Here is a 17,271-nt window from a genome sequence, read left to right on the forward strand (position 1 = left end):
CACCAGCCGGAAATGGCCACCAGAAACGCATTCTATGCCCAATCAGGCGGTGTGACCGCCGTCATTAACGCCAGTGCCTGCGGGGTTATCCAGACCGCCCGCAAGCACCCCGATCAGATCGGTAAGTTGTACGCCGGGCGTAACGGAATCATCGGCGCGCTCAAAGAGGAACTGATTGATACCAGCCTCGAAAGCGATGAGGATATCCAGGCGCTGATCCACACTCCGGGCGGTGCGTTCGGGTCATGCCGCCATAAACTGAAGAACTTTTCCGAGAATAAACGCGAGTACGAGCGCCTGATCGAGGTGTTCCGCGCTCACGACATTGGCTATTTCTTCTACAACGGTGGCGGCGATTCCCAGGATACCGCGTACAAGGTGTCCCAACTTGCTGAAAAAATGGGCTACCCGATTACCTGCATCGGCGTACCCAAAACGGTGGATAACGACCTGCCCTTCACCGACTGCTGCCCCGGTTTCGGCTCGGTGGCCAAGTACATCGCCACCTCTACCCTGGAAGCCAGCCTGGACATTCGCTCCATGTGCGACACCTCCACCAAGGTATTCATCCTGGAAGTGATGGGGCGCCACGCTGGCTGGATCGCGGCGTCTGGTGGCCTTGCCGGGAAAGGCGAAGGCGAGCCGCCTCACGTTATCCTGTTCCCGGAAGTGCCCTTCGAGCGTGAGCGCTTCCTTGAACGTGTGGATTTCTGCGTCAAGGAGTACGGCTACTGCGTGGTCGTCGCCTCGGAAGGCGCCCAGTATGAAGACGGCCGCTTCCTGGCCGACGCTGGCGCCAAGGATGCCTTCGGTCATACCCAGCTCGGCGGCGTCGCGCCAGCGCTGGCCAATATGGTGCGCCAGGCCCTGGGCCACAAGTACCATTGGGCCGTAGCCGATTACCTGCAGCGCAGCGCCCGCCACATTGCGTCCGCTACGGACGTGGAGCAGGCCTACTCCGTAGGCAAGGTGGCCGTGGAAATGGCGCTGGCAGGTAAACAGGCGCTGATGCCAACGATTGTGCGCGAACAGTCACGCCCCTATCGCTGGCACATTGGTGAGGCGCCGTTGAGCGAGGTCGCCAACCAGGAGAAGAAAATGCCGATCCATTACATCACGGATGACGGCTACGGCATCACGCAAGATTGCCGCGACTACCTGGAGCCACTGATTCACGGCGAGAGCTTCCCGCCGTTCGATGATGGTCTTCCGAGGGTCGCAAAGCTTAAGAATCAGCTGGTCGAGAAAAAACTGAAAGCCGACTTCCAGTTCTAAGCCGCTGACCTACAAAAAAGGCGCCACCGAATCATCGGCTGGCGCCTTTTTTTGCAGAACCGTTTATCCACCGGCAGCTTCAAACCTCTGCACGTACTGCGAGAAATGGTCGAACCCGCCAACGTGTTCTTCGCCCACAAAGATCTGGGGCACCGTATGTACGGGCTTACCAATGGTTTTTTCCAGATCCGCCTTGCTGATGCCTTCCTCGATCATGTCCACGTAGCGGTAGGGAATATCCCTGATCTCGCAAAGTTGCCGGGCGCGCATACAAAAACCGCAGGATGCACGACCGTAGATGGTGACATGATCCATAAACTCACTCCTGTTCGAAACAATGGGCGACCCTGCGTATCGTGTTGCAGTCGTCGACAAGCTGTACCGTATGGTGGCACGCCCAATGAAAAAATAAAATTAATGAACTGAATGGCGCCGATAGCCTGGACTGATGTATCCAGCGCTACCGGTGTTTCTCGGTGCAGCCTTACCCAACCGTGTGTTCAGGTTTTCAGGCGGCTCAACTCCGTCTCCAGCACTTTCACTTGCTCATCCAGTGTCTGCCCGCTGCCACTGACCCGTTGCGCCAATGCCCGAAGATCGTTGGCGGCGTCACCGATACGGGTGAGGTTGCGGTTGATCTCTTCACTGACAGAACTTTGCTCTTCCGCTGCCGTGGCCACATGGGTGACGTGTTCCACAATGGTTGCTATGCGCTCAACTACTGAGGCCAGAGAATGGTCCGCTTCACGGGTTCCCTCCACCGCTCTGGTGGCGCGATCAACGCCACCCTTGATCACGGTAACGGCTCCGCCCACGTCGCTTTGAAGGCCATCAATCATCTGACTGATCTCATCGGTGGACTCACGGGTACGGGACGCCAGTGTTCTGACCTCGTCTGCCACAACCGCAAAGCCACGCCCCTGCTCCCCCGCTCGCGCCGCTTCAATGGCGGCGTTCAGCGCCAGCAGGTTGGTCTGTTCCGCGATTCCCCGGATCACTTCGATAATACGGTTAATGTCCTCACTGCGAGTGGCAACCTGCCCTATCGCAGTGCTGGCCTCATCCATATCGCCCGCCAATGCACCCACGCCGTCGAGGGCAGACGTCAGCGTATCCTGGGTAAAACGGATGCCATCCTGGGCCATCTGCGCGTTTTCAGCTGCCTCACCCGCGAAACCTGCCACTTCACTGGCAGCGGCGGACATTTCGTTCATGGCGGTAACCACGCTTTCGATGTCCTGATGCTGGCTTTCGGTTTGCTCATCCGTTTCCTTGGCGATCACATCCACGTCTGCCGCCTGCTGGCTGACCTTGGCGTTGACATCTTTCAGGTCGTTGATCATTTCCCGTAACCGGCCCAGGAACTGGTTGAACCCGCCGGCCAGCTCGATCAGCTCCGAGTGGGTATCAATGTTCAACTCACTGGTCAGATCCCCTTCAGCACTGGCCAGGTTCTTCATCCGGTCACGGATTTCGTTCAAGGGTTTGGTTACCGAGCGAACCAGCACCACCAGAATCAGGATCGCCACTACCGACACCAGTACACCCACCATGGTCTGACGCCCGGCGGTGGTATCCACCTCGCTGGACAGCAGGCCGGTGATTTCGGCGACATCAGCCAGCGCGGTCTGACGTGGTAATTCGATCAACAGTGACCACTGGGCATCCGGCAGGTCAATCTCGATGGGGTAAGACACCGCCAGCGTGTCGCCATCGTCGTAGGTACCGCCGTCATTGTGCAGGGAAGCGTATGTTTCAGCCTGCTCAGGCAATGCTTCTGACAGTGGCCTGCCTAGATGTTCACTGTAGTGGCTGGATGCAGCAATCAGCCCCTTACTGCTCAGCAGGGTCACCCTTGATGCGCCGTCATAGAGGTTATCGCTGACATTCTGGATCGCTTTCTGGAGCGTTGACAGGTTGAGGTCAACGCCGGCCACGCCCGCAAACTCGCTCCCGCTCATAATGGGCACGACCAGGCTGGTCATCAGTTCGGTATAGCCCTCTTCAATTTCGTATTCGTAAGGCTCCATGATGCAAGGGGACAGGGTATCCTTGGAACACAGGTACCATTCCGCCTCGCGAATACCGAACTCATTCCGGTTATCCAGATACTTGGTAGCCGGATCCTCAGTGCGACTAAAGACCACATCGCCCTCGGGAGAGCGGTAATAATAGATTTCCAGGGTGCCTTCATCGCTGCTGTGCTCTTCAACGCCACCGGTGAAGTAGCGGTCCTGGCCGTCGTAGGCGTCCGGTTCGAACTGGGCATAGATCGAGCTCAGCCCATCCTGCTCTTTCAGTACTGCACCCACCGTTTCCTGAAGGGCAACGCGGCTGATGCGGCCGGAGCTGTCCGTCTGTATATTCCGGCTGATGACGTTGCGGACGACTTCCGGTGTCCGATACGCTGTGGCAAACATGCCGCTGACAACCTCACCGTATTTCCCGGCGGTTGCGCTCAACCGGTCGACGGCAAGGCTGCGCACCGTGTCACGGGTTTCGGAGGTGATTCGCTGCTCCATCTGTCCCAGGGAAAGCTGGGCAGTCACCACAATACTGATTCCCATAACCAGCAGCAGCGTAATAACCAGGGCATAGAGTTTGAAACGCAGTGACAGTTTTTTCATTGGTACAGCAACCTGTCTCAGATAGGGATTCATTATCAGCTTAGTGCCCTGAAGGCACGGCTGCCATTAGAGCCTGATCGGCATTCATCTCACCAGGAGCGTCCATTGGCCTATCTCACTTTGTTCATGACCGCACTGGCCGCAGCAACAATACTGCCGGCCTATTCGGAAATTCTCCTTGGCGGCATGGTGACTCAAGGCTATTCGCTCTGGTGGATATGGTTCTGGGCAACGGCGGGCAACACCGCAGGTTCGGTTATTAATGGGGTTATCGGCCGGCAGGTGGATCGCTTTAAGCACAAACGCTGGTTTCCGATCTCCGAATCCCAGCTCGAAAAGGCCCGCACCCGCTTCAACCGTTACGGGCAATGGTCACTGCTTCTGGGCTGGCTGCCACTGGGAGGCGACGCACTGACCCTGGTTGGCGGGATCATGCGCGTGCCATGGCTCAACTTTGTGATCCTGGTGGCCATTGGCAAGGGATTGCGCTACGGCTTGGTCATCTGGTTGGTGCTGGAAGCATCGGGGGTGCCGGGATCACCGTAGAGGTATTCCCGGAGCAGATCCTCACCGTTGAATTCCGCATTCAGCACCGCGATGAACGTATAGACACCAATCAACTTTCGGTTCAGGAATACAAATTCTTTCGGCGGCACCTTGAAATAGCGGCTGATGGCTGATCGCGCGGCCTGGCGCGCCACCCGCGACGGCAAGTCACTCTGCTTCCAGCGGTACTGGCCGCGGTCGTTCACTGCCTCATCGGGCCAGTTGCTGCGATCCCTGGAGAGAGGTTCCAATACCGACATGCAAACCTTGCCGAACGTGTCCAGAACGTCCTCGGGCCAATCCTGGCTCATGAAACGTAACCGGATACCGCCATCAACCACCCCCGGCAGGTCGCCCTCGTAGGAGGAGCGGATCATCTGGATGACCGGGTCCAGGAAGCTCGCGGAGTAGGCCTGTACCGCCCCGAAATCCAGTAGCACTATCTGGTCAGTTTCGCTGTTCGCGCCTTCCTCGCCAGCGATGCGGATCCGATAATTGCCGAAATTGGGATCGGTCTGGATTTCACCCCAGATGAACAGCTCACGGAAGAACAATTCCAGTGCGGCGCGGCCCAACTCGCTGCGACGATCAAGAGCAAGCTCCCTTACCGCCACTGAACTCACTGAGTGGCCCGGCTCGTAGGTGGAGGCGATGACATGGGCCGTGCAGTACTCGTCCAGAACACGGGGCACCACAAAACGAGGATCGTCCAGCAGCATCTGGCGGAACTTTTCGGTGGTACGGGCTTCAAGGCGGTAATCCACCTCCCGGTGCATCATGTCCCGCACTTCTTCCAGCCAGTCGTTGAACTCGGGGCCGAAGGAGACCAGGCGGGCTATCTTGAGCAGATGTGCCACTGCGTTTAGGTCACTGTCGACTGCTTCGTCAACGCCGGGGTACTGGACCTTGAGCACCAGTTCCAACCCGTCGCTACGCCGGCGCGCTCGATGAACCTGCCCCAGCGAAGCCGCACCAATCGGGTCCGGATCCACGTCCAGTTCCGCCAAACGGTCAGCACCCAGTTCAGCCTTAAGCACACGCTCGATCGACGGCCATTCCAGCCAGGTGGTCTGGTCTTCCAGGGTATGCAGTGCTTCGGTTACTTCCTCAGGCAGGAAGTGCTCGCCATAGAGAGCCATCACCTGCCCGATCTTGACGACACTGCCCTTAAGCTTGCCCAACTCGTCCACCAGGAATTCCGCCTGGCTGGATAGCATGGCCCGGTGCCGAGCCTCCCGCTTGTCCTTGCTGCTGAACCAGTTGGTGGCCATATGGGAGGCCATCCGGGTGCCTGCGAAAAGCCCCGCCCTGGTGAGGGTAAGCCGACGCTCAAAGCTGCCGGTCTTGATACGTGCAACAGATGTGCTTTTGGGTCTGGATGCCATCAAAAACCTGCTCGGTTCTGTAAGTGTTGGCGCTATCAGCCTTTATAACCATTATACGGATACCCGGGCCCGCAAACCTAACCGGCGTGCCGTCGATTCATTGCCCTTGGGGCCAATGCAAACCGCCTCTTCTGTGTTTACTTCTGTGGTTGGCGAAAGGTTTTACGTTTTTACACAGACCCCACGTCCAAAGCGGTTTAGTATAAAAATGTGGTCGATGACCTGGCCACTGATGCCCAAAAACAACAAGACAGCAACAATGACTCAGACCACCAGCAGACCCTCCGACACCAAACTGTCACAGTTCCGGGTGAAGGGTGAAATTCCGGTTCCGATGTTGATCGGCTGGCTTACTCTGGCAGCGGTCCCCATCCTGCTGTTTTTCGCATGGCGATCCCTGGATCGCGGAATTCCCGGCTCCGCCACAGCCCTGATCGTCTTTGCCGTGCTGCTCAGTGTCAATGGTATTGTTTATCTGCTCAGTCGCAACAGTACTCTGCAACGCCGCGGCTTTATTACCGCGATCACGATCCTCTTCACCTATCTGGCAGTCAATGCGGTGGAGGACGGCTCTGCCATTATCTGGCTGTTTGCCTATCCACCCATCATCTTCTACATCAGCGAAGCGAAAGTGGGCGTGCTTGCCTGTTCCGGCGGACTTGCGGGGGTTGCCTTGCTATTCAGCCCACTCGGGGACCTGGTATTCGATTCGCCGTACAGCACCAGCTTCCGACTCACCATGCTTGCGGTACTGGGGTTTGAGATGTCCACCTGCTACGTCCTGGACCAGAGCCGGCGGCGCAGCAAACTGGGGCTGCTGAAACTGGCTGCCGAGTTTGAATATGCGGCTAAACACGATGCGTTAACGGGGCTCGCCAATCGACGTGAAGCCCACGAGCAACTGGAAGCTGAGTATCAGCGTTACTTACGCAATTCGCGCGGTTTCTCAGTGTTGTTGATGGACATTGATCTGTTCAAGTCTGTCAACGACAACCATGGTCATCAGGTGGGGGATGAAACCATTGTGATGGTAGCCAGGACCTTGCGGGAACACAGCCGGAAGGTCGATACGCTGGCGCGCTGGGGAGGAGAAGAATACCTGGTATTGCTGCCTGAGACCGATACCGTTGAGGCCGTCCAGACGGCCAATCGCATACGCCAGACCATTGCATCAACGCCGATAGAGACCCAGGGCGGGAGCATCAACACCACTATCAGTGTCGGAGTCGCCACTATCCACGGCGCAGAGTCTGTGGACCGACTGCTACAGCGCGCCGACGAAGCACTTTATCGAGCCAAGACCCTGGGGCGTAACAAGGTGTGTGATTTCGAGGGTATACACGGCTAGCAAGGCAACCGCCTCAATCGGTACTTGGGCTTCGCGTTACCAGCCCGTTACCCGTCGAACAGCGCCACCCGCCAGGCCATTAACCAACTCATCCGACAGAGCAGGAGCAAGACCGGCAACGGTTGCCCCGGGGACGAAGTCGCTGACCTGACACATCGCCATGCCAGCATAGCCACAGGGGTTGATCCGGCGAAACGGCTCCATGTCCATGGCCACGTTCAGGGCCAGGCCGTGGAACGAACATCCTCGCCTTACACGCAGCCCCAGCGACGCAATCTTCGCTTGTTCCACATAGACACCCGGCGCATCCGGACGCGGCGCTGCCGCCACACCCATCCCCGCAAGGGTCCGGACAATGGCCTGCTCAATGACATCAACCAGGGAGCGAATTCCCAGGCGGTGGCGAGTCAGGTCTATCATCAGGTAAACCACAAGCTGGCCAGGGCCGTGATACGTTACCTGGCCACCGCGATCCACCAGTATCACCGGGATATCACCGGGGGCCAGTATGTGCTCGGCTTTGCCGGCCTGCCCCTGGGTGTAGACCCTTGGGTGTTCCAGCAGCCAGAGTTCATCGGGCGTGGAGGCGTCTCGCGAGGCCGTGAACGATTTCATCGCCTCCCAGGTTTCCAGGTAGGGCTGTTCACCCAGGTCACGAACGATCAGCTCGGCCATCAGGTTACAGCACCATATGAACCCGGCCGCTGGCCTTGAGTTCCTCGAACAGAGCTTTCAACTGCGGCTCGCCCGTGGCAACGATCTTGAGGTTTACCGAGGCAAACCGACCGCCGCGACTGTCTTTCACCGTAACGTCATCGTTCGAAATGCCAGGTGCATGCTGCTCCACGACGCCCACCACAAACTCCACAAAGTCTGGCGCGGCGTCCCCGATAACCTTGATCACGTAGTCACAGGGAAACTCGATTTTGGGTGCCTTTGGTTCGCTCATCCCGGTTTATCTCCTACAGGCCACTCGCGCCCTTACTCAAAGAGCTGAACAAAGAATAGTTTGATGGCGTCCCAGATCCGCTTGAAGAAACCACCTTCCGGGATATCGCTGAGTGCCAGCACCGGCTGATCCACGACCACATCATCGCCGAGCTTGACGGTCACCCGGCCCAATTCGTCGCCCATGGAAATGGGCGCCTTGATCACTGAGTCGAGTTCAACGGTGGATTCCAGGGAATCCCTTGAGCCTCGGGGAATGGTGACGTAAACATCTTCTGTCAGCCCTACGGACAGGCTATCGCTTGCCCCGCCCCATACGCGCGCTTCCAGCAGTTCCTGGCCAGTGCGGAACAGGCGCTCGCTCTGGTAATAGCGGAAGCCGTAGTTCAGCATTTTCTGGACTTCCTGGGCGCGGGACGAGGTGCTGTCTGTTCCCATCACCACAGCAATCAGGCGAGTGTCGTTGCGCTTGGCTGACGCCACCAGGCAGTAACCGGCTTCCTCGGTATGGCCGGTCTTCAGCCCATCAACACTGTCGTCACGCCACAAAAGGCTGTTCCGGTTTGGCTGACGGATATTGTTGTAAGTGAAGTGTTTCTGGGCATACAGCGGGTAGTTTTCCGGATAGTCGTTGATAATCGCCTTTGCCAAAAGGGCCAGATCGTAGGCAGTGGAGAAATGATCCGGGGCAGGCAAGCCGGTAGCATTGGCAAAACTGGACTCGTTCATCCCCAGTATCTGCGCCTGCTGGTTCATGATGTCGACGAACGCCCCTTCACTGCCGGCAATATACTCGGCCAGCGCCACTGAGGCATCGTTCCCAGACTGAATGATGACGCCCTTTAGCAGGTTCTCGACCGACACTTCCGTCCCTTCTTTAACGAAGGTCCGTGAACCCTCGGTTCGCCAGGCGTTCACGCTGATGGGCACCATGTCGGACAGGGAAATCCGACCCTCGTCCAGCTCCCGTTCCACGATATAGGCCGTCATCATTTTGGTCAGGCTGGCCGGGGGCAGACGCTCATGGCTGTTCTCTTCCATGATAATCCGTCCGGAAAGCGGGTCCATCAGGATATAGGAACTCGCCGCGATCTGCGGTGATGACGGAATCAGAACAGCCTGGGCCGCAACCGGCATAGCCGGAAGCAGAATCAGGAGCAGAACAGCAGAGAAGGCTCGGAACGCTTTATTTAGTGCCATGGGTCCATTCAGTTTCAAGTAAGTGACTGGTTCAATGAGTGTCGGTCAGAAGTATTGACTGACCAAATCCGTGATTTTCAAGCAGGCTCTGGGCTCTCAGGGCTTCATCCTCGTCCCTGAACGGCCCGACCTGAACGCGGTGAAAGCGGCCAGAAGCCGTTTCCACTTCCCTCACCCGCATTGGGTTTGCGACTGCACGCCGCGCCCTGTCTAGAAGGGCCTCGGCCGGGTTACGCTGGCTGAACGACCCCAGTTGCACAAACAGGGCCTCGCTGCCCGCCCCGGGATCCTTCAGGCGTTCGGCATCCACCGGAGCTCCAGATTCCGGGAACGGCTTGCCGGCAAGCGTCATCGAGCCGTCACGATTCACCGTGATGGCGGCCACCTCAACCCTCGCCGTACCCCTGCCCTGATAACCCAGCTTTTTGGCCGCGGCATAGGAGAGGTCAATCAGGCGATCCCCGTGGAAGGGGCCACGGTCGTTGACCCTAACGACCACCGAGCGACCGTTATCGAGGTTGGTCACCCGGGCGTATCCCGGGATTCTCAGACTTTTGTGCGCCGCCGACATCTCGTACATGTCAAAAACCTCTCCATTCGAGGTTTTGTGTCCATGGAACTTCTCACCATACCAGCTCGCGGTGCCGCGCTGAACATAACCATCGTTATTGCCCAGAACGTGATACTCCTTGCCCCAGACCTGATAAGGGGATTTGTTTCCAGCGCGGCGCGGCTCCTCAAATCGAGGCGTGGCATCGGCAAGCCCCGATGCATCAAAGTTGCCTGAAGGCGCACGGTCCTGGCTCAGGGTGTAGCGGGAGGAATGGTCAGGTTCGGGCGATGATGCGCACCCGACCAGCACCAGCACCCCGAAAACCAGCAGTAAAACATGGCGTTTCATCACGAGTTGTTACTATCCTCATTGTTTTCATTTGCCAGCGGCCGCATCCGCTCTTCGAGCGCACCTGCCAACTGGTGCACCGCCATGGCGTATAGATGACTGTGATTGTAGCGGGTTATCACGTAAAAGTTATGGTAGGTCAGCCATAGTTCAGAGCCCTCGTCCCCGACGAGACGGATCACTCTGGCTTTGGCGTCGCCGGGCGCATCCATTTTCGGGACGATACCCGCCTGCCGATAGTCATTGACCGTCAACGTCGGCCGCAGTTCCCTGGTCAGCAATGGTGAGCTCTTTGGCAGACTGTCACTCACCCGTTCTGCCACAGGCTCACCCGTTTGCCAACGATGGGCGTGGAAATAATTGGCGACACTGCCGATGGCATCCACGGGATTGGTCAGGATGTCTGCAACGTCATCACCGTCAAAATCAAGCGCGTAATGCCGGTAGCTGCTGGAGATAAACTGACCGTACCCCATTGCCCCCGCATAGGAACCCGTCAACGCCATAGGGTCGAAGCCCTGTTCACGGGTCATCAGCAAATACTGGGCAAGCTCGCTGCGAAAAAAACGACTCCGGGGCGGATAGTCGAATGCCAGAGTGGCAAGGGCATCGAGCACCCGATACTTTCCTTTGTAGGTGCCATACCAGGTTTCGACGCCGATAATCGCCGCAACGATTGACGCCGGTACACCGTACTCACGTTCGGCGCGCTCAAAGGCTTCCTGATGTTTCCTGAGGAAACTGACGCCCTGCTCTATGCGTTCATCACGCATAAAGATCCGACGGTATTCGTGCCACTCAAGGGTTTTCTCAGCCGGTCGGCTGATGGCTTCCAATATCGAATCACGGCGCTGCGCGTTGGCCAGTATTGCAGACACACGTTCGGCCTCAAATCCGTAGCGTTCCGACATCTCACGAACAAATTCACGGCTTTCAGGTGTTTCATTGTAGGGACCGGCCTGTAAAGGGGAGGCAAAGCACACCATCACCCATCCGACACCTAACCAATACCTGACAGCTTTCATGAATCCCCTTGACTGGCTTCGACTCGAGAACCTTATCAATACAACGTCACCACAGCTGCGGCCCGTTATCGCGGCCAAGATTACCATGGCTGCGGACCCGGCAACCATTACTCCCTGTCCATGGTCGGTGCCCGGTCATCACGCACTGATCATCCGTCTATGGGTATGAACCGACATCAACACCCCAAACGCCGCCATCAGCGTTACCCCTGACGTTCCACCATAGCTGACCAACGGTAGCGGCACGCCCACCACCGGCAGAAGGCCACTGACCATACCCACATTGACGAAGACGTAGATAAAAAACGTCATCGTCAGCGCGCCCGCCAACAGCCGGCTGAAGGAATCCTGTGCCGTCGACGCAATGTACAGGCACCGCAGAACAATCAGGAGATAGAGCACCAGAAGAACCAGCATGCCCACAAAGCCAAATTCTTCCGCCAGCACCGCAACGATGAAGTCGGTATGGCTCTCAGGAAGAAACTCAAGATGGGACTGTGTGCCCTGGAGCCACCCCTTGCCATCCATGCCCCCCGAGCCAATAGCGGTCTTGGACTGGATAATGTTCCAGCCGGCGCCAAGCGGATCGCTCTGAGGATCCAGCAAAGTCAGTACGCGCTGCTTCTGATACTCGCGCATAACGAAGAACCACATCAGTGGCGCCGCCACTGACACCATGGCAAGAAAGGCGCCAATCAGGCGCCAGCCCATACCGGCAAAAAACACCACGAATATCCCTGCGGCGCCGACCAGTAACGAGGTCCCCAGGTCTGGCTGCAGGATGATCATTGCCATCGGCGCCAACACAATGAGCAACGCCACCGCAACATGGCGGAGTCTGGGAGGCAGGTAATGGCGCGAAAGGTACCAGGCGGCCATCATCGGCACCACCAGCTTCATCAGCTCCGAAGGCTGGAAACGGGGCAGCCCGGGAATGGCCAGCCAACGCTGCGCGCCCTTGGCACCAACGCCAACCAGCAATACCGCTGCCAGTCCTATCAGGCCGGCAGCAAACAACCAGGGCGACCAACGCCGGAACACAGCCGGGTCGAGCTGGGCGAACACGAACATTACCACAAGGGCCACGCCCATCCGGATGCCCTGTGCTTTCACAACCTCCAGGTTGCGGTCGGCCCCGCTGTACAAAACAAATAACCCGCCTGCAATAAGGATCAGCAACAGGAACAGTAGAATCGGGTCAATATGCAACGCCGACCAGATCCCCCTCGGGCTAGACAGGGGGTGACGCGCAGATTGGTTAAACAGGCTTCCCGCTGACATCAGTTACCCCTCTCCCCGGATGAACCCACAACGAGTTCATCGCCTTCTGCGGGGAAATCCAACAACCAGGCGTCAAACATCGCCCGAGCGACAGGCGCAGCCGTTCCACTACCACCTCCACCGTTTTCTACAATGACAGCAACGGCAATCTGGGGATTCTCTACCGGTGCGAAGCCAACAAACAAAGCATGATCCCGTAATCGCTCACGGATCTCCTCTTCGTCGTACTCTTCATCTTCCGCCAGGCTAAATACCTGGGAGGTACCAGTTTTTCCGGCCATTCGATACGTCGCGCCGCGGGCCGCCCCTCGGGCCGTCCCGCGGCTACCATGCATGACTTCAGCCATGGTCTCTACAACAAACTCCCAGTCGTCCGGGTTCTCAAGCTCAATCGATTGATGGGTGCCGGTGGGCAACACTTCCTCAACCGAATGGTCACCCTTTACATCTCTCAATAGCCTTGGCTCGGCCCAGTTCCCACGGTTCGCGATCACCGACGTGGCCGTTGCCAATTGCAGTGGCGTCGCCAGCATAAACCCCTGACCGATACCGAGGTTTACCGAGTCTCCCGGATACCAGGGCTCATTATGTATAGCGCGTTTCCAATCGCTGGACGGCAGCAAACCGCTCAGGGCCCCGGCAACGTCCAGGGTAGCATCCTCACCAAAGCCGAAATCGGACAAGTAGCGGTGCATGGTATCCACCCCCATATCGACTGCGACTTCGTAGAAGTAAATATCACAGGATTGAGCCACTGCTGACTTCAGGTCGACCCACCCATGACCACCCCGTTTCCAGTCCCGCCAGCGGCGCCCGCCGGGTTTCAACTGGTAATAACCCGGGTCCCATATCGTCCTGTCACGGGTGGTGGCATTGCTGTCGAGTGCTGCGATTGCCAGCATAGGTTTAAGCGTCGACGCCGGAGAGTACTGCCCACGCAAAGCCCGGTTGAACAGGGGCTTATCGGGACTCTGACTGAGTGATCGATAGGCCTCCACGCCGATGCCGGTCACAAATAGATTGGCGTCAAAGCCCGGAACGCTCGCCAGCGCCAGAATGCCTCCAGTGGAGGGCTCAATAGCAATAATGGCACCACGTCGGCCATCCAGCAGCTCATGGGCCAGCCGCTGGAGCCGCAGATCTAGATGTAGCTGTATATCCTCACCTGCTACCGGGTTTTCTCGCTCAAGCACACGCAGAGTTCGGCCCCGAGCATTGGTTTCTACATGCTGGTAGCCGACTTGCCCGTGCAGGAGCTCTTCGTAGAAACGCTCCACTCCGGATTTGCCAATATAGTTGGTGCCTGCGTAGTTCACCGGGTCAATTCGCTGAAGTTCCTGACGGTTGATACGCCCGACGTACCCCAAGGCATGGGCCGTCAGCTCACTATGGGGGTAGTACCGAACCAGTTCCGCGGATACCTCAACCCCCGGCAATTCGTGGCGGTGAACCGCCAGGCGCGCGATTTCCTGTTCATCCAGATCGTAACGCAGGGGCAATTCCTGGAACGGACGGCGAGGCTCAAGCAGCCGACGCTGGAAGCGCTCCATATCTTCCTCGGAAATACTCAGCATGCCCTGGAGTTTTGCGAGGGTTTGTTCCATGTCGCCGACACGCTCCGGTACCAGCGTCACACTGAAAACCGGGCGGTTCTCGGCCAGCAAGACATCGTTGCGGTCATAGACCAACCCGCGGGGAGGCGCCACGGACTGTACCTGAACACGGTTTTTGTCGGAAAGCGTGGTGTAGATGTCGTGTTCTACAACCTGCAGTTGATACATCCGGGCAATCAACACGCCCAGCAATACAAAGACCAGTAACAGCATGACGAATGCACGACGCTGGAACAGGCGCCGTTCGGCTGCGATGTCTTTGAACTCTCCCCAGGGCATATTGGCTTGGCTTCCTAGGCCCGGTGATAAGGATGGTTGCGAGTGACGGACCAGGCGCGGTAGAGCTGCTCGGCTAGAAGGATCCGCACCAATGGATGCGGCAGGGTCAAGGCAGACAGCGACCACAGCTGATCAGCCCTGTCCCGGCAGATGTCGGCGAGACCATCCGGCCCGCCGACAAGAAAGCTGACGTCGCGGCCATCCAACTGCCAGTTCTCAAGCTGACCGGCCAATTTTTCAGTGGACCAGTTGCGGCCGCCAACTTCCAGGGCAATCACCCGGTCACGAGGGCCCAACGCCGACAGGATTGCGTCCCCCTCACGCTGCATCAGCCTGGGAATATCCGGATTCTTGCCACGATGGGCCAGGGGAATTTCCACCAGATCAAGGGACAACTCCGGCGGCATCCGGCGGGCATACTCATTATACCCCTGGCTGACCCACTCGGGCATTTTCTGCCCTACACAGACCAGGCGTAACCGCATGATTATTCGCTACCCGCAACACCCAGATCGGGAGCATCACGCCAGAGGCGTTCGAGGTCATAGAACTCTCGGGTTGCCGGCATCATGACGTGAACCACCACGTCGCCGAGATCAACCAGAATCCAGTCACTCGCATTGGCGCCTTCCACATTGCTGGCACGAACCCCCTGCTCCTTCGCTTCGGACAACACCGAATCCGCCAGGGATTTCACATGCCGATTGGAGGTGCCACACGCAAGGACCATGTAGTCCGTTACGCTGGTTCTCCCCCTGACATCAATGATGCTTACGTCCTGCGCTTTGACGTCCTCAAGCGCACCCACGACCAGTTCTTTCAGTTGCTCTGCCTGCATAATCACCCTGTTGGACGGGCAGCGGCGAAGGCAGCCACCCGAAAAGTCATATTCAGACGGGATTGTAGCACTAAAAGTTCCCGTCCGGTCATGCGCCGTATAGTCTCTGGCGTTGAATTTCCCGCCACACCGGGTCGGGCAGCAGGTAACGGGGAGAATGGCCGGAAAGAATCCGATCGCGAATACCGGTCGCAGAGATATCAAGCAACGGTGGGTCGAGTTGCAAAATATGGCCACAAGGCGCGCGAAACAAGGCCTCTACCCGCTCGACTGACCGCTGGCTCAATAATTTCGCCGGCACACCGTCCGGTGCCAGACCTGGCCCCGGACGTTGCACGACGACAATGTGAGCCAGTTCGGGAATCCGCTCCCACTCCTGCCAGCGGTCGAAACCGGCGAAGGAATCCGTACCCAAAACCATGGCGAGCGGTTTGTCGGGGCCGATCTCCGCCCTCAGTTGCGTCAACGTCTCCGCGGTGTAAGACGCGCCTTCCCGCCCCAACTCGCGATCATCCAGAGTCAGCCCGGGCTCGCCGGCAATGGCCAGCTCCAGCAAAGCCAGACGCTGCGCACTCGTGGCACCCGGCACGTCACGGTGAGGAGGCACGTGGCAAGGCATCAAAGCCACTTCCGACACCCCCAACCGCTCCCTTAGTTCGACCGCGAGCCGCAGGTGGCCATGATGTATCGGGTCGAAGGTGCCGCCATAGATCACATGCATGCGCAATCAGGTCCGGATGTGGCCGTCGCCAAACACCACGTATTTCTGTGATGTCAGACCTTCAAGGCCAACCGGCCCACGGGCGTGAATCTTGTCTGTGGAGATGCCGATTTCCGCACCGAGACCATACTCAAAACCATCCGCAAAACGGGTCGACGCATTGACCATGACGGAGCTGGAATCCACTTCCGTCAGGAATCGACGGGCCCGGGTATAGTTTTCCGTGACGATGCTGTCTGTGTGCTGAGAGCTATAACGATTGATATGCTCAATGGCTCCATCAAGCCCGTCGATCACTTTTACCGCAAGCACCGGGGCCAGGTATTCCGTACCCCAGTCGTCCTCGGTGGCACGAACAACATCGGGGAGAATATCCATTGTCTGCGGGCAGCCCCTGAGCTCCACGCCTTTGTCCCGGAAGGCGTCCGCCAGCAAGGGCAGAATATCGGCCGCAATTTCCTGGTCCACCAGCAGTGTTTCCATGGTATTGCAGGTGCCGTACCGCTGGGTCTTGGAGTTCACCGCGATGTTTAGGGCTTTTTCGGGATCAGCATGACTGTCGATGTACACGTGACAGATACCATCAAGATGCTTGATTACAGGTACGCGCGCATCACGACTGATCCGCTCAATCAGTCCCTTACCACCTCTGGGGACTATCACATCCACAAACCGGGGCATGGTAATCAGTTCGCCGACAGCCGCCCTGTCGGTGGTTTTCACGACCTGTACGGCACTTTCTGGCAGTCCTGATTCCTTCAACCCCTTGGCCAGGCAGGCTGCGATGGCCTGATTGGAATGAATGGCCTCGGAGCCCCCGCGCAAAATGGTGGCGTTGCCGGACTTCAGGCACAGACTGGCAGCCTCTACAGTCACGTTGGGCCGGGATTCGTAGATAATACCGATAACACCCAACGGCACACGCATGCGACCAACCTGTATTCCGGAGGGTCGATACGTCATATCGGTAATTTCACCAATCGGATCCGGCAACGAGGCCACCTGGCGCAGCCCTTCAATCATTGCATCGATGCGCGCCGGGGTCAGCTCCAGCCGATCCAGCATCGCTGCTTCAAGACCATTGGCACGGCCACCCTCCAGATCCCTGGCATTGGCTGTGGCAAGCTCATCGCGCGCAGCGTCCAGAGCCTCGGCTGTTGCCAGCAACGCCTGGTTGCGAACAGCCGTTGTGGAGCGGGCCACAGCCCTCGCGGCCTGCCGTGCCTGCTGTCCTACCTCCGCCATATAAGCTGCAATATCCATCCGATTACCTTTCAATGTTAA

At 58.0% G+C, this 17,271-nt stretch carries 17 protein-coding genes; 3 read left to right on the forward strand and 14 right to left on the reverse strand.

Translation table 11 applies throughout. The features are described from left to right. Positions 1-12 precede the first annotated feature (12 nt). Positions 13-1,275: a 6-phosphofructokinase gene (locus tag JJO78_RS07080; RefSeq protein WP_036203882.1), complete on the forward strand. Its 1,263-nt coding sequence runs from the start codon at positions 13-15 to the stop codon at positions 1,273-1,275. Positions 1,276-1,338: 63 nt separating this feature from the next. On the opposite strand, the gene JJO78_RS07085 is transcribed toward JJO78_RS07080, so the two are convergent. Further along, positions 1,339-1,590, reverse strand: coding sequence for a GrxA family glutaredoxin (locus JJO78_RS07085; protein ID WP_036203869.1), 252 nt, complete (start codon positions 1,588-1,590; stop codon positions 1,339-1,341). 185 nt (positions 1,591-1,775) lie between these two features. Further along, positions 1,776-3,902, reverse strand: a complete 2,127-nt coding sequence (locus JJO78_RS07090) for a methyl-accepting chemotaxis protein (protein ID WP_075194945.1) — start codon at positions 3,900-3,902, stop codon at positions 1,776-1,778. Between the two features lie 105 nt (positions 3,903-4,007). Here JJO78_RS07090 and JJO78_RS07095 point away from each other — a divergent pair, with 105 nt between their 5' ends. Beyond that, positions 4,008-4,448, forward strand: a complete 441-nt coding sequence (locus tag JJO78_RS07095) for a YqaA family protein (protein WP_036203863.1) — start codon at positions 4,008-4,010, stop codon at positions 4,446-4,448. On the opposite strand, the gene JJO78_RS07100 is transcribed toward JJO78_RS07095, so the two are convergent. Further along, positions 4,391-5,833, reverse strand: a complete 1,443-nt coding sequence (locus JJO78_RS07100) for an ABC1 kinase family protein (protein WP_075194944.1) — start codon at positions 5,831-5,833, stop codon at positions 4,391-4,393. The genes JJO78_RS07095 and JJO78_RS07100 overlap by 58 nt on opposite strands. 259 nt (positions 5,834-6,092) lie before the next feature. Here JJO78_RS07100 and JJO78_RS07105 point away from each other — a divergent pair, with 259 nt between their 5' ends. Further along, positions 6,093-7,181, forward strand: coding sequence for a GGDEF domain-containing protein (locus JJO78_RS07105; protein WP_075194965.1), 1,089 nt, complete (start codon positions 6,093-6,095; stop codon positions 7,179-7,181). Between the two features lie 36 nt (positions 7,182-7,217). Here the strand turns inward: JJO78_RS07105 and lipB are convergent, their stop codons facing one another. The 11 genes from lipB to JJO78_RS07160 all read right to left on the reverse strand — a co-directional run bounded on the left by lipB (position 7,218) and on the right by JJO78_RS07160 (position 17,250). Next, positions 7,218-7,856, reverse strand: coding sequence for a lipoyl(octanoyl) transferase LipB (gene lipB, locus JJO78_RS07110; RefSeq protein WP_036203857.1), 639 nt, complete (start codon positions 7,854-7,856; stop codon positions 7,218-7,220). A gap of 4 nt (positions 7,857-7,860) precedes the next feature. Further along, positions 7,861-8,130, reverse strand: coding sequence for an HP0495 family protein (locus tag JJO78_RS07115; protein ID WP_036203854.1), 270 nt, complete (start codon positions 8,128-8,130; stop codon positions 7,861-7,863). Positions 8,131-8,162: 32 nt separating this feature from the next. Next, complete coding sequence (locus JJO78_RS07120) at positions 8,163-9,329, reverse strand: D-alanyl-D-alanine carboxypeptidase family protein (RefSeq protein ID WP_075194943.1); 1,167 nt, start codon at positions 9,327-9,329, stop codon at positions 8,163-8,165. Between the two features lie 31 nt (positions 9,330-9,360). Continuing rightward, positions 9,361-10,230 (reverse strand): septal ring lytic transglycosylase RlpA family protein, encoded by an 870-nt coding sequence (locus JJO78_RS07125; protein WP_075194942.1) that lies wholly within the window; start codon positions 10,228-10,230, stop codon positions 9,361-9,363. Continuing rightward, entirely contained in the window at positions 10,230-11,255 is a 1,026-nt protein-coding gene (gene mltB / locus JJO78_RS07130) for a lytic murein transglycosylase B (RefSeq protein ID WP_075194941.1), read from the reverse strand. The genes JJO78_RS07125 and mltB overlap by 1 nt, the downstream gene beginning before the upstream one ends. A gap of 138 nt (positions 11,256-11,393) precedes the next feature. Next, positions 11,394-12,536 (reverse strand): rod shape-determining protein RodA, encoded by a 1,143-nt coding sequence (gene rodA, locus JJO78_RS07135; protein ID WP_075194940.1) that lies wholly within the window; start codon positions 12,534-12,536, stop codon positions 11,394-11,396. After that, the gene (gene mrdA, locus JJO78_RS07140) at positions 12,536-14,428 is read right to left on the reverse strand and encodes a penicillin-binding protein 2 (protein ID WP_075194939.1); all 1,893 of its coding nucleotides are present in this window, start codon (positions 14,426-14,428) and stop codon (positions 12,536-12,538) included. The genes rodA and mrdA overlap by 1 nt, the downstream gene beginning before the upstream one ends. A gap of 14 nt (positions 14,429-14,442) precedes the next feature. After that, positions 14,443-14,913: a 23S rRNA (pseudouridine(1915)-N(3))-methyltransferase RlmH gene (gene rlmH, locus JJO78_RS07145; RefSeq protein WP_075194938.1), complete on the reverse strand. Its 471-nt coding sequence runs from the start codon at positions 14,911-14,913 to the stop codon at positions 14,443-14,445. A 2-nt stretch (positions 14,914-14,915) separates the two neighbouring features. Then, positions 14,916-15,266, reverse strand: a complete 351-nt coding sequence (rsfS, locus tag JJO78_RS07150; protein ID WP_036203834.1) for a ribosome silencing factor — start codon at positions 15,264-15,266, stop codon at positions 14,916-14,918. Between the two features lie 88 nt (positions 15,267-15,354). After that, a complete protein-coding gene (gene nadD / locus JJO78_RS07155) occupies positions 15,355-15,987 on the reverse strand; it encodes a nicotinate-nucleotide adenylyltransferase (protein ID WP_036203830.1) in 633 nt (210 codons plus the stop codon). A gap of 6 nt (positions 15,988-15,993) precedes the next feature. Beyond that, on the reverse strand, positions 15,994-17,250 hold the full coding sequence (locus JJO78_RS07160) for a glutamate-5-semialdehyde dehydrogenase (RefSeq protein ID WP_036203825.1): 1,257 nt from the start codon (positions 17,248-17,250) through the stop codon (positions 15,994-15,996). Positions 17,251-17,271 lie beyond the last annotated feature (21 nt).

Origin of the sequence: Marinobacter sp. DS40M6 (genome assembly GCF_028581595.1) — a bacterium.
Classification (GTDB): domain Bacteria; phylum Pseudomonadota; class Gammaproteobacteria; order Pseudomonadales; family Oleiphilaceae; genus Marinobacter; species Marinobacter salarius.

What these genes read in the sequence shown, in the direction of transcription:
- rlmH (WP_075194938.1), bottom strand. Translation starts at nt 14,913, where the DNA reads ATGCGGTTACGCCTGGTCTGTGTAGGGCAGAAAATGCCCGAGTGGGTC.
- JJO78_RS07090 (WP_075194945.1), bottom strand. Translation starts at nt 3,902, where the DNA reads ATGAAAAAACTGTCACTGCGTTTCAAACTCTATGCCCTGGTTATTACG.
- rsfS (WP_036203834.1), bottom strand. Translation starts at nt 15,266, where the DNA reads ATGCAGGCAGAGCAACTGAAAGAACTGGTCGTGGGTGCGCTTGAGGAC.
- JJO78_RS07120 (WP_075194943.1), bottom strand. Translation starts at nt 9,329, where the DNA reads ATGGCACTAAATAAAGCGTTCCGAGCCTTCTCTGCTGTTCTGCTCCTG.
- JJO78_RS07125 (WP_075194942.1), bottom strand. Translation starts at nt 10,230, where the DNA reads ATGAAACGCCATGTTTTACTGCTGGTTTTCGGGGTGCTGGTGCTGGTC.
- JJO78_RS07160 (WP_036203825.1), bottom strand. Translation starts at nt 17,250, where the DNA reads ATGGATATTGCAGCTTATATGGCGGAGGTAGGACAGCAGGCACGGCAG.
- JJO78_RS07080 (WP_036203882.1), top strand. Translation starts at nt 13, where the DNA reads ATGGCCACCAGAAACGCATTCTATGCCCAATCAGGCGGTGTGACCGCC.
- rodA (WP_075194940.1), bottom strand. Translation starts at nt 12,536, where the DNA reads ATGTCAGCGGGAAGCCTGTTTAACCAATCTGCGCGTCACCCCCTGTCT.
- mltB (WP_075194941.1), bottom strand. Translation starts at nt 11,255, where the DNA reads ATGAAAGCTGTCAGGTATTGGTTAGGTGTCGGATGGGTGATGGTGTGC.
- mrdA (WP_075194939.1), bottom strand. Translation starts at nt 14,428, where the DNA reads ATGCCCTGGGGAGAGTTCAAAGACATCGCAGCCGAACGGCGCCTGTTC.
- nadD (WP_036203830.1), bottom strand. Translation starts at nt 15,987, where the DNA reads ATGCATGTGATCTATGGCGGCACCTTCGACCCGATACATCATGGCCAC.
- JJO78_RS07105 (WP_075194965.1), top strand. Translation starts at nt 6,093, where the DNA reads ATGACTCAGACCACCAGCAGACCCTCCGACACCAAACTGTCACAGTTC.
- JJO78_RS07115 (WP_036203854.1), bottom strand. Translation starts at nt 8,130, where the DNA reads ATGAGCGAACCAAAGGCACCCAAAATCGAGTTTCCCTGTGACTACGTG.
- JJO78_RS07085 (WP_036203869.1), bottom strand. Translation starts at nt 1,590, where the DNA reads ATGGATCATGTCACCATCTACGGTCGTGCATCCTGCGGTTTTTGTATG.
- lipB (WP_036203857.1), bottom strand. Translation starts at nt 7,856, where the DNA reads ATGGCCGAGCTGATCGTTCGTGACCTGGGTGAACAGCCCTACCTGGAA.
- JJO78_RS07100 (WP_075194944.1), bottom strand. Translation starts at nt 5,833, where the DNA reads ATGGCATCCAGACCCAAAAGCACATCTGTTGCACGTATCAAGACCGGC.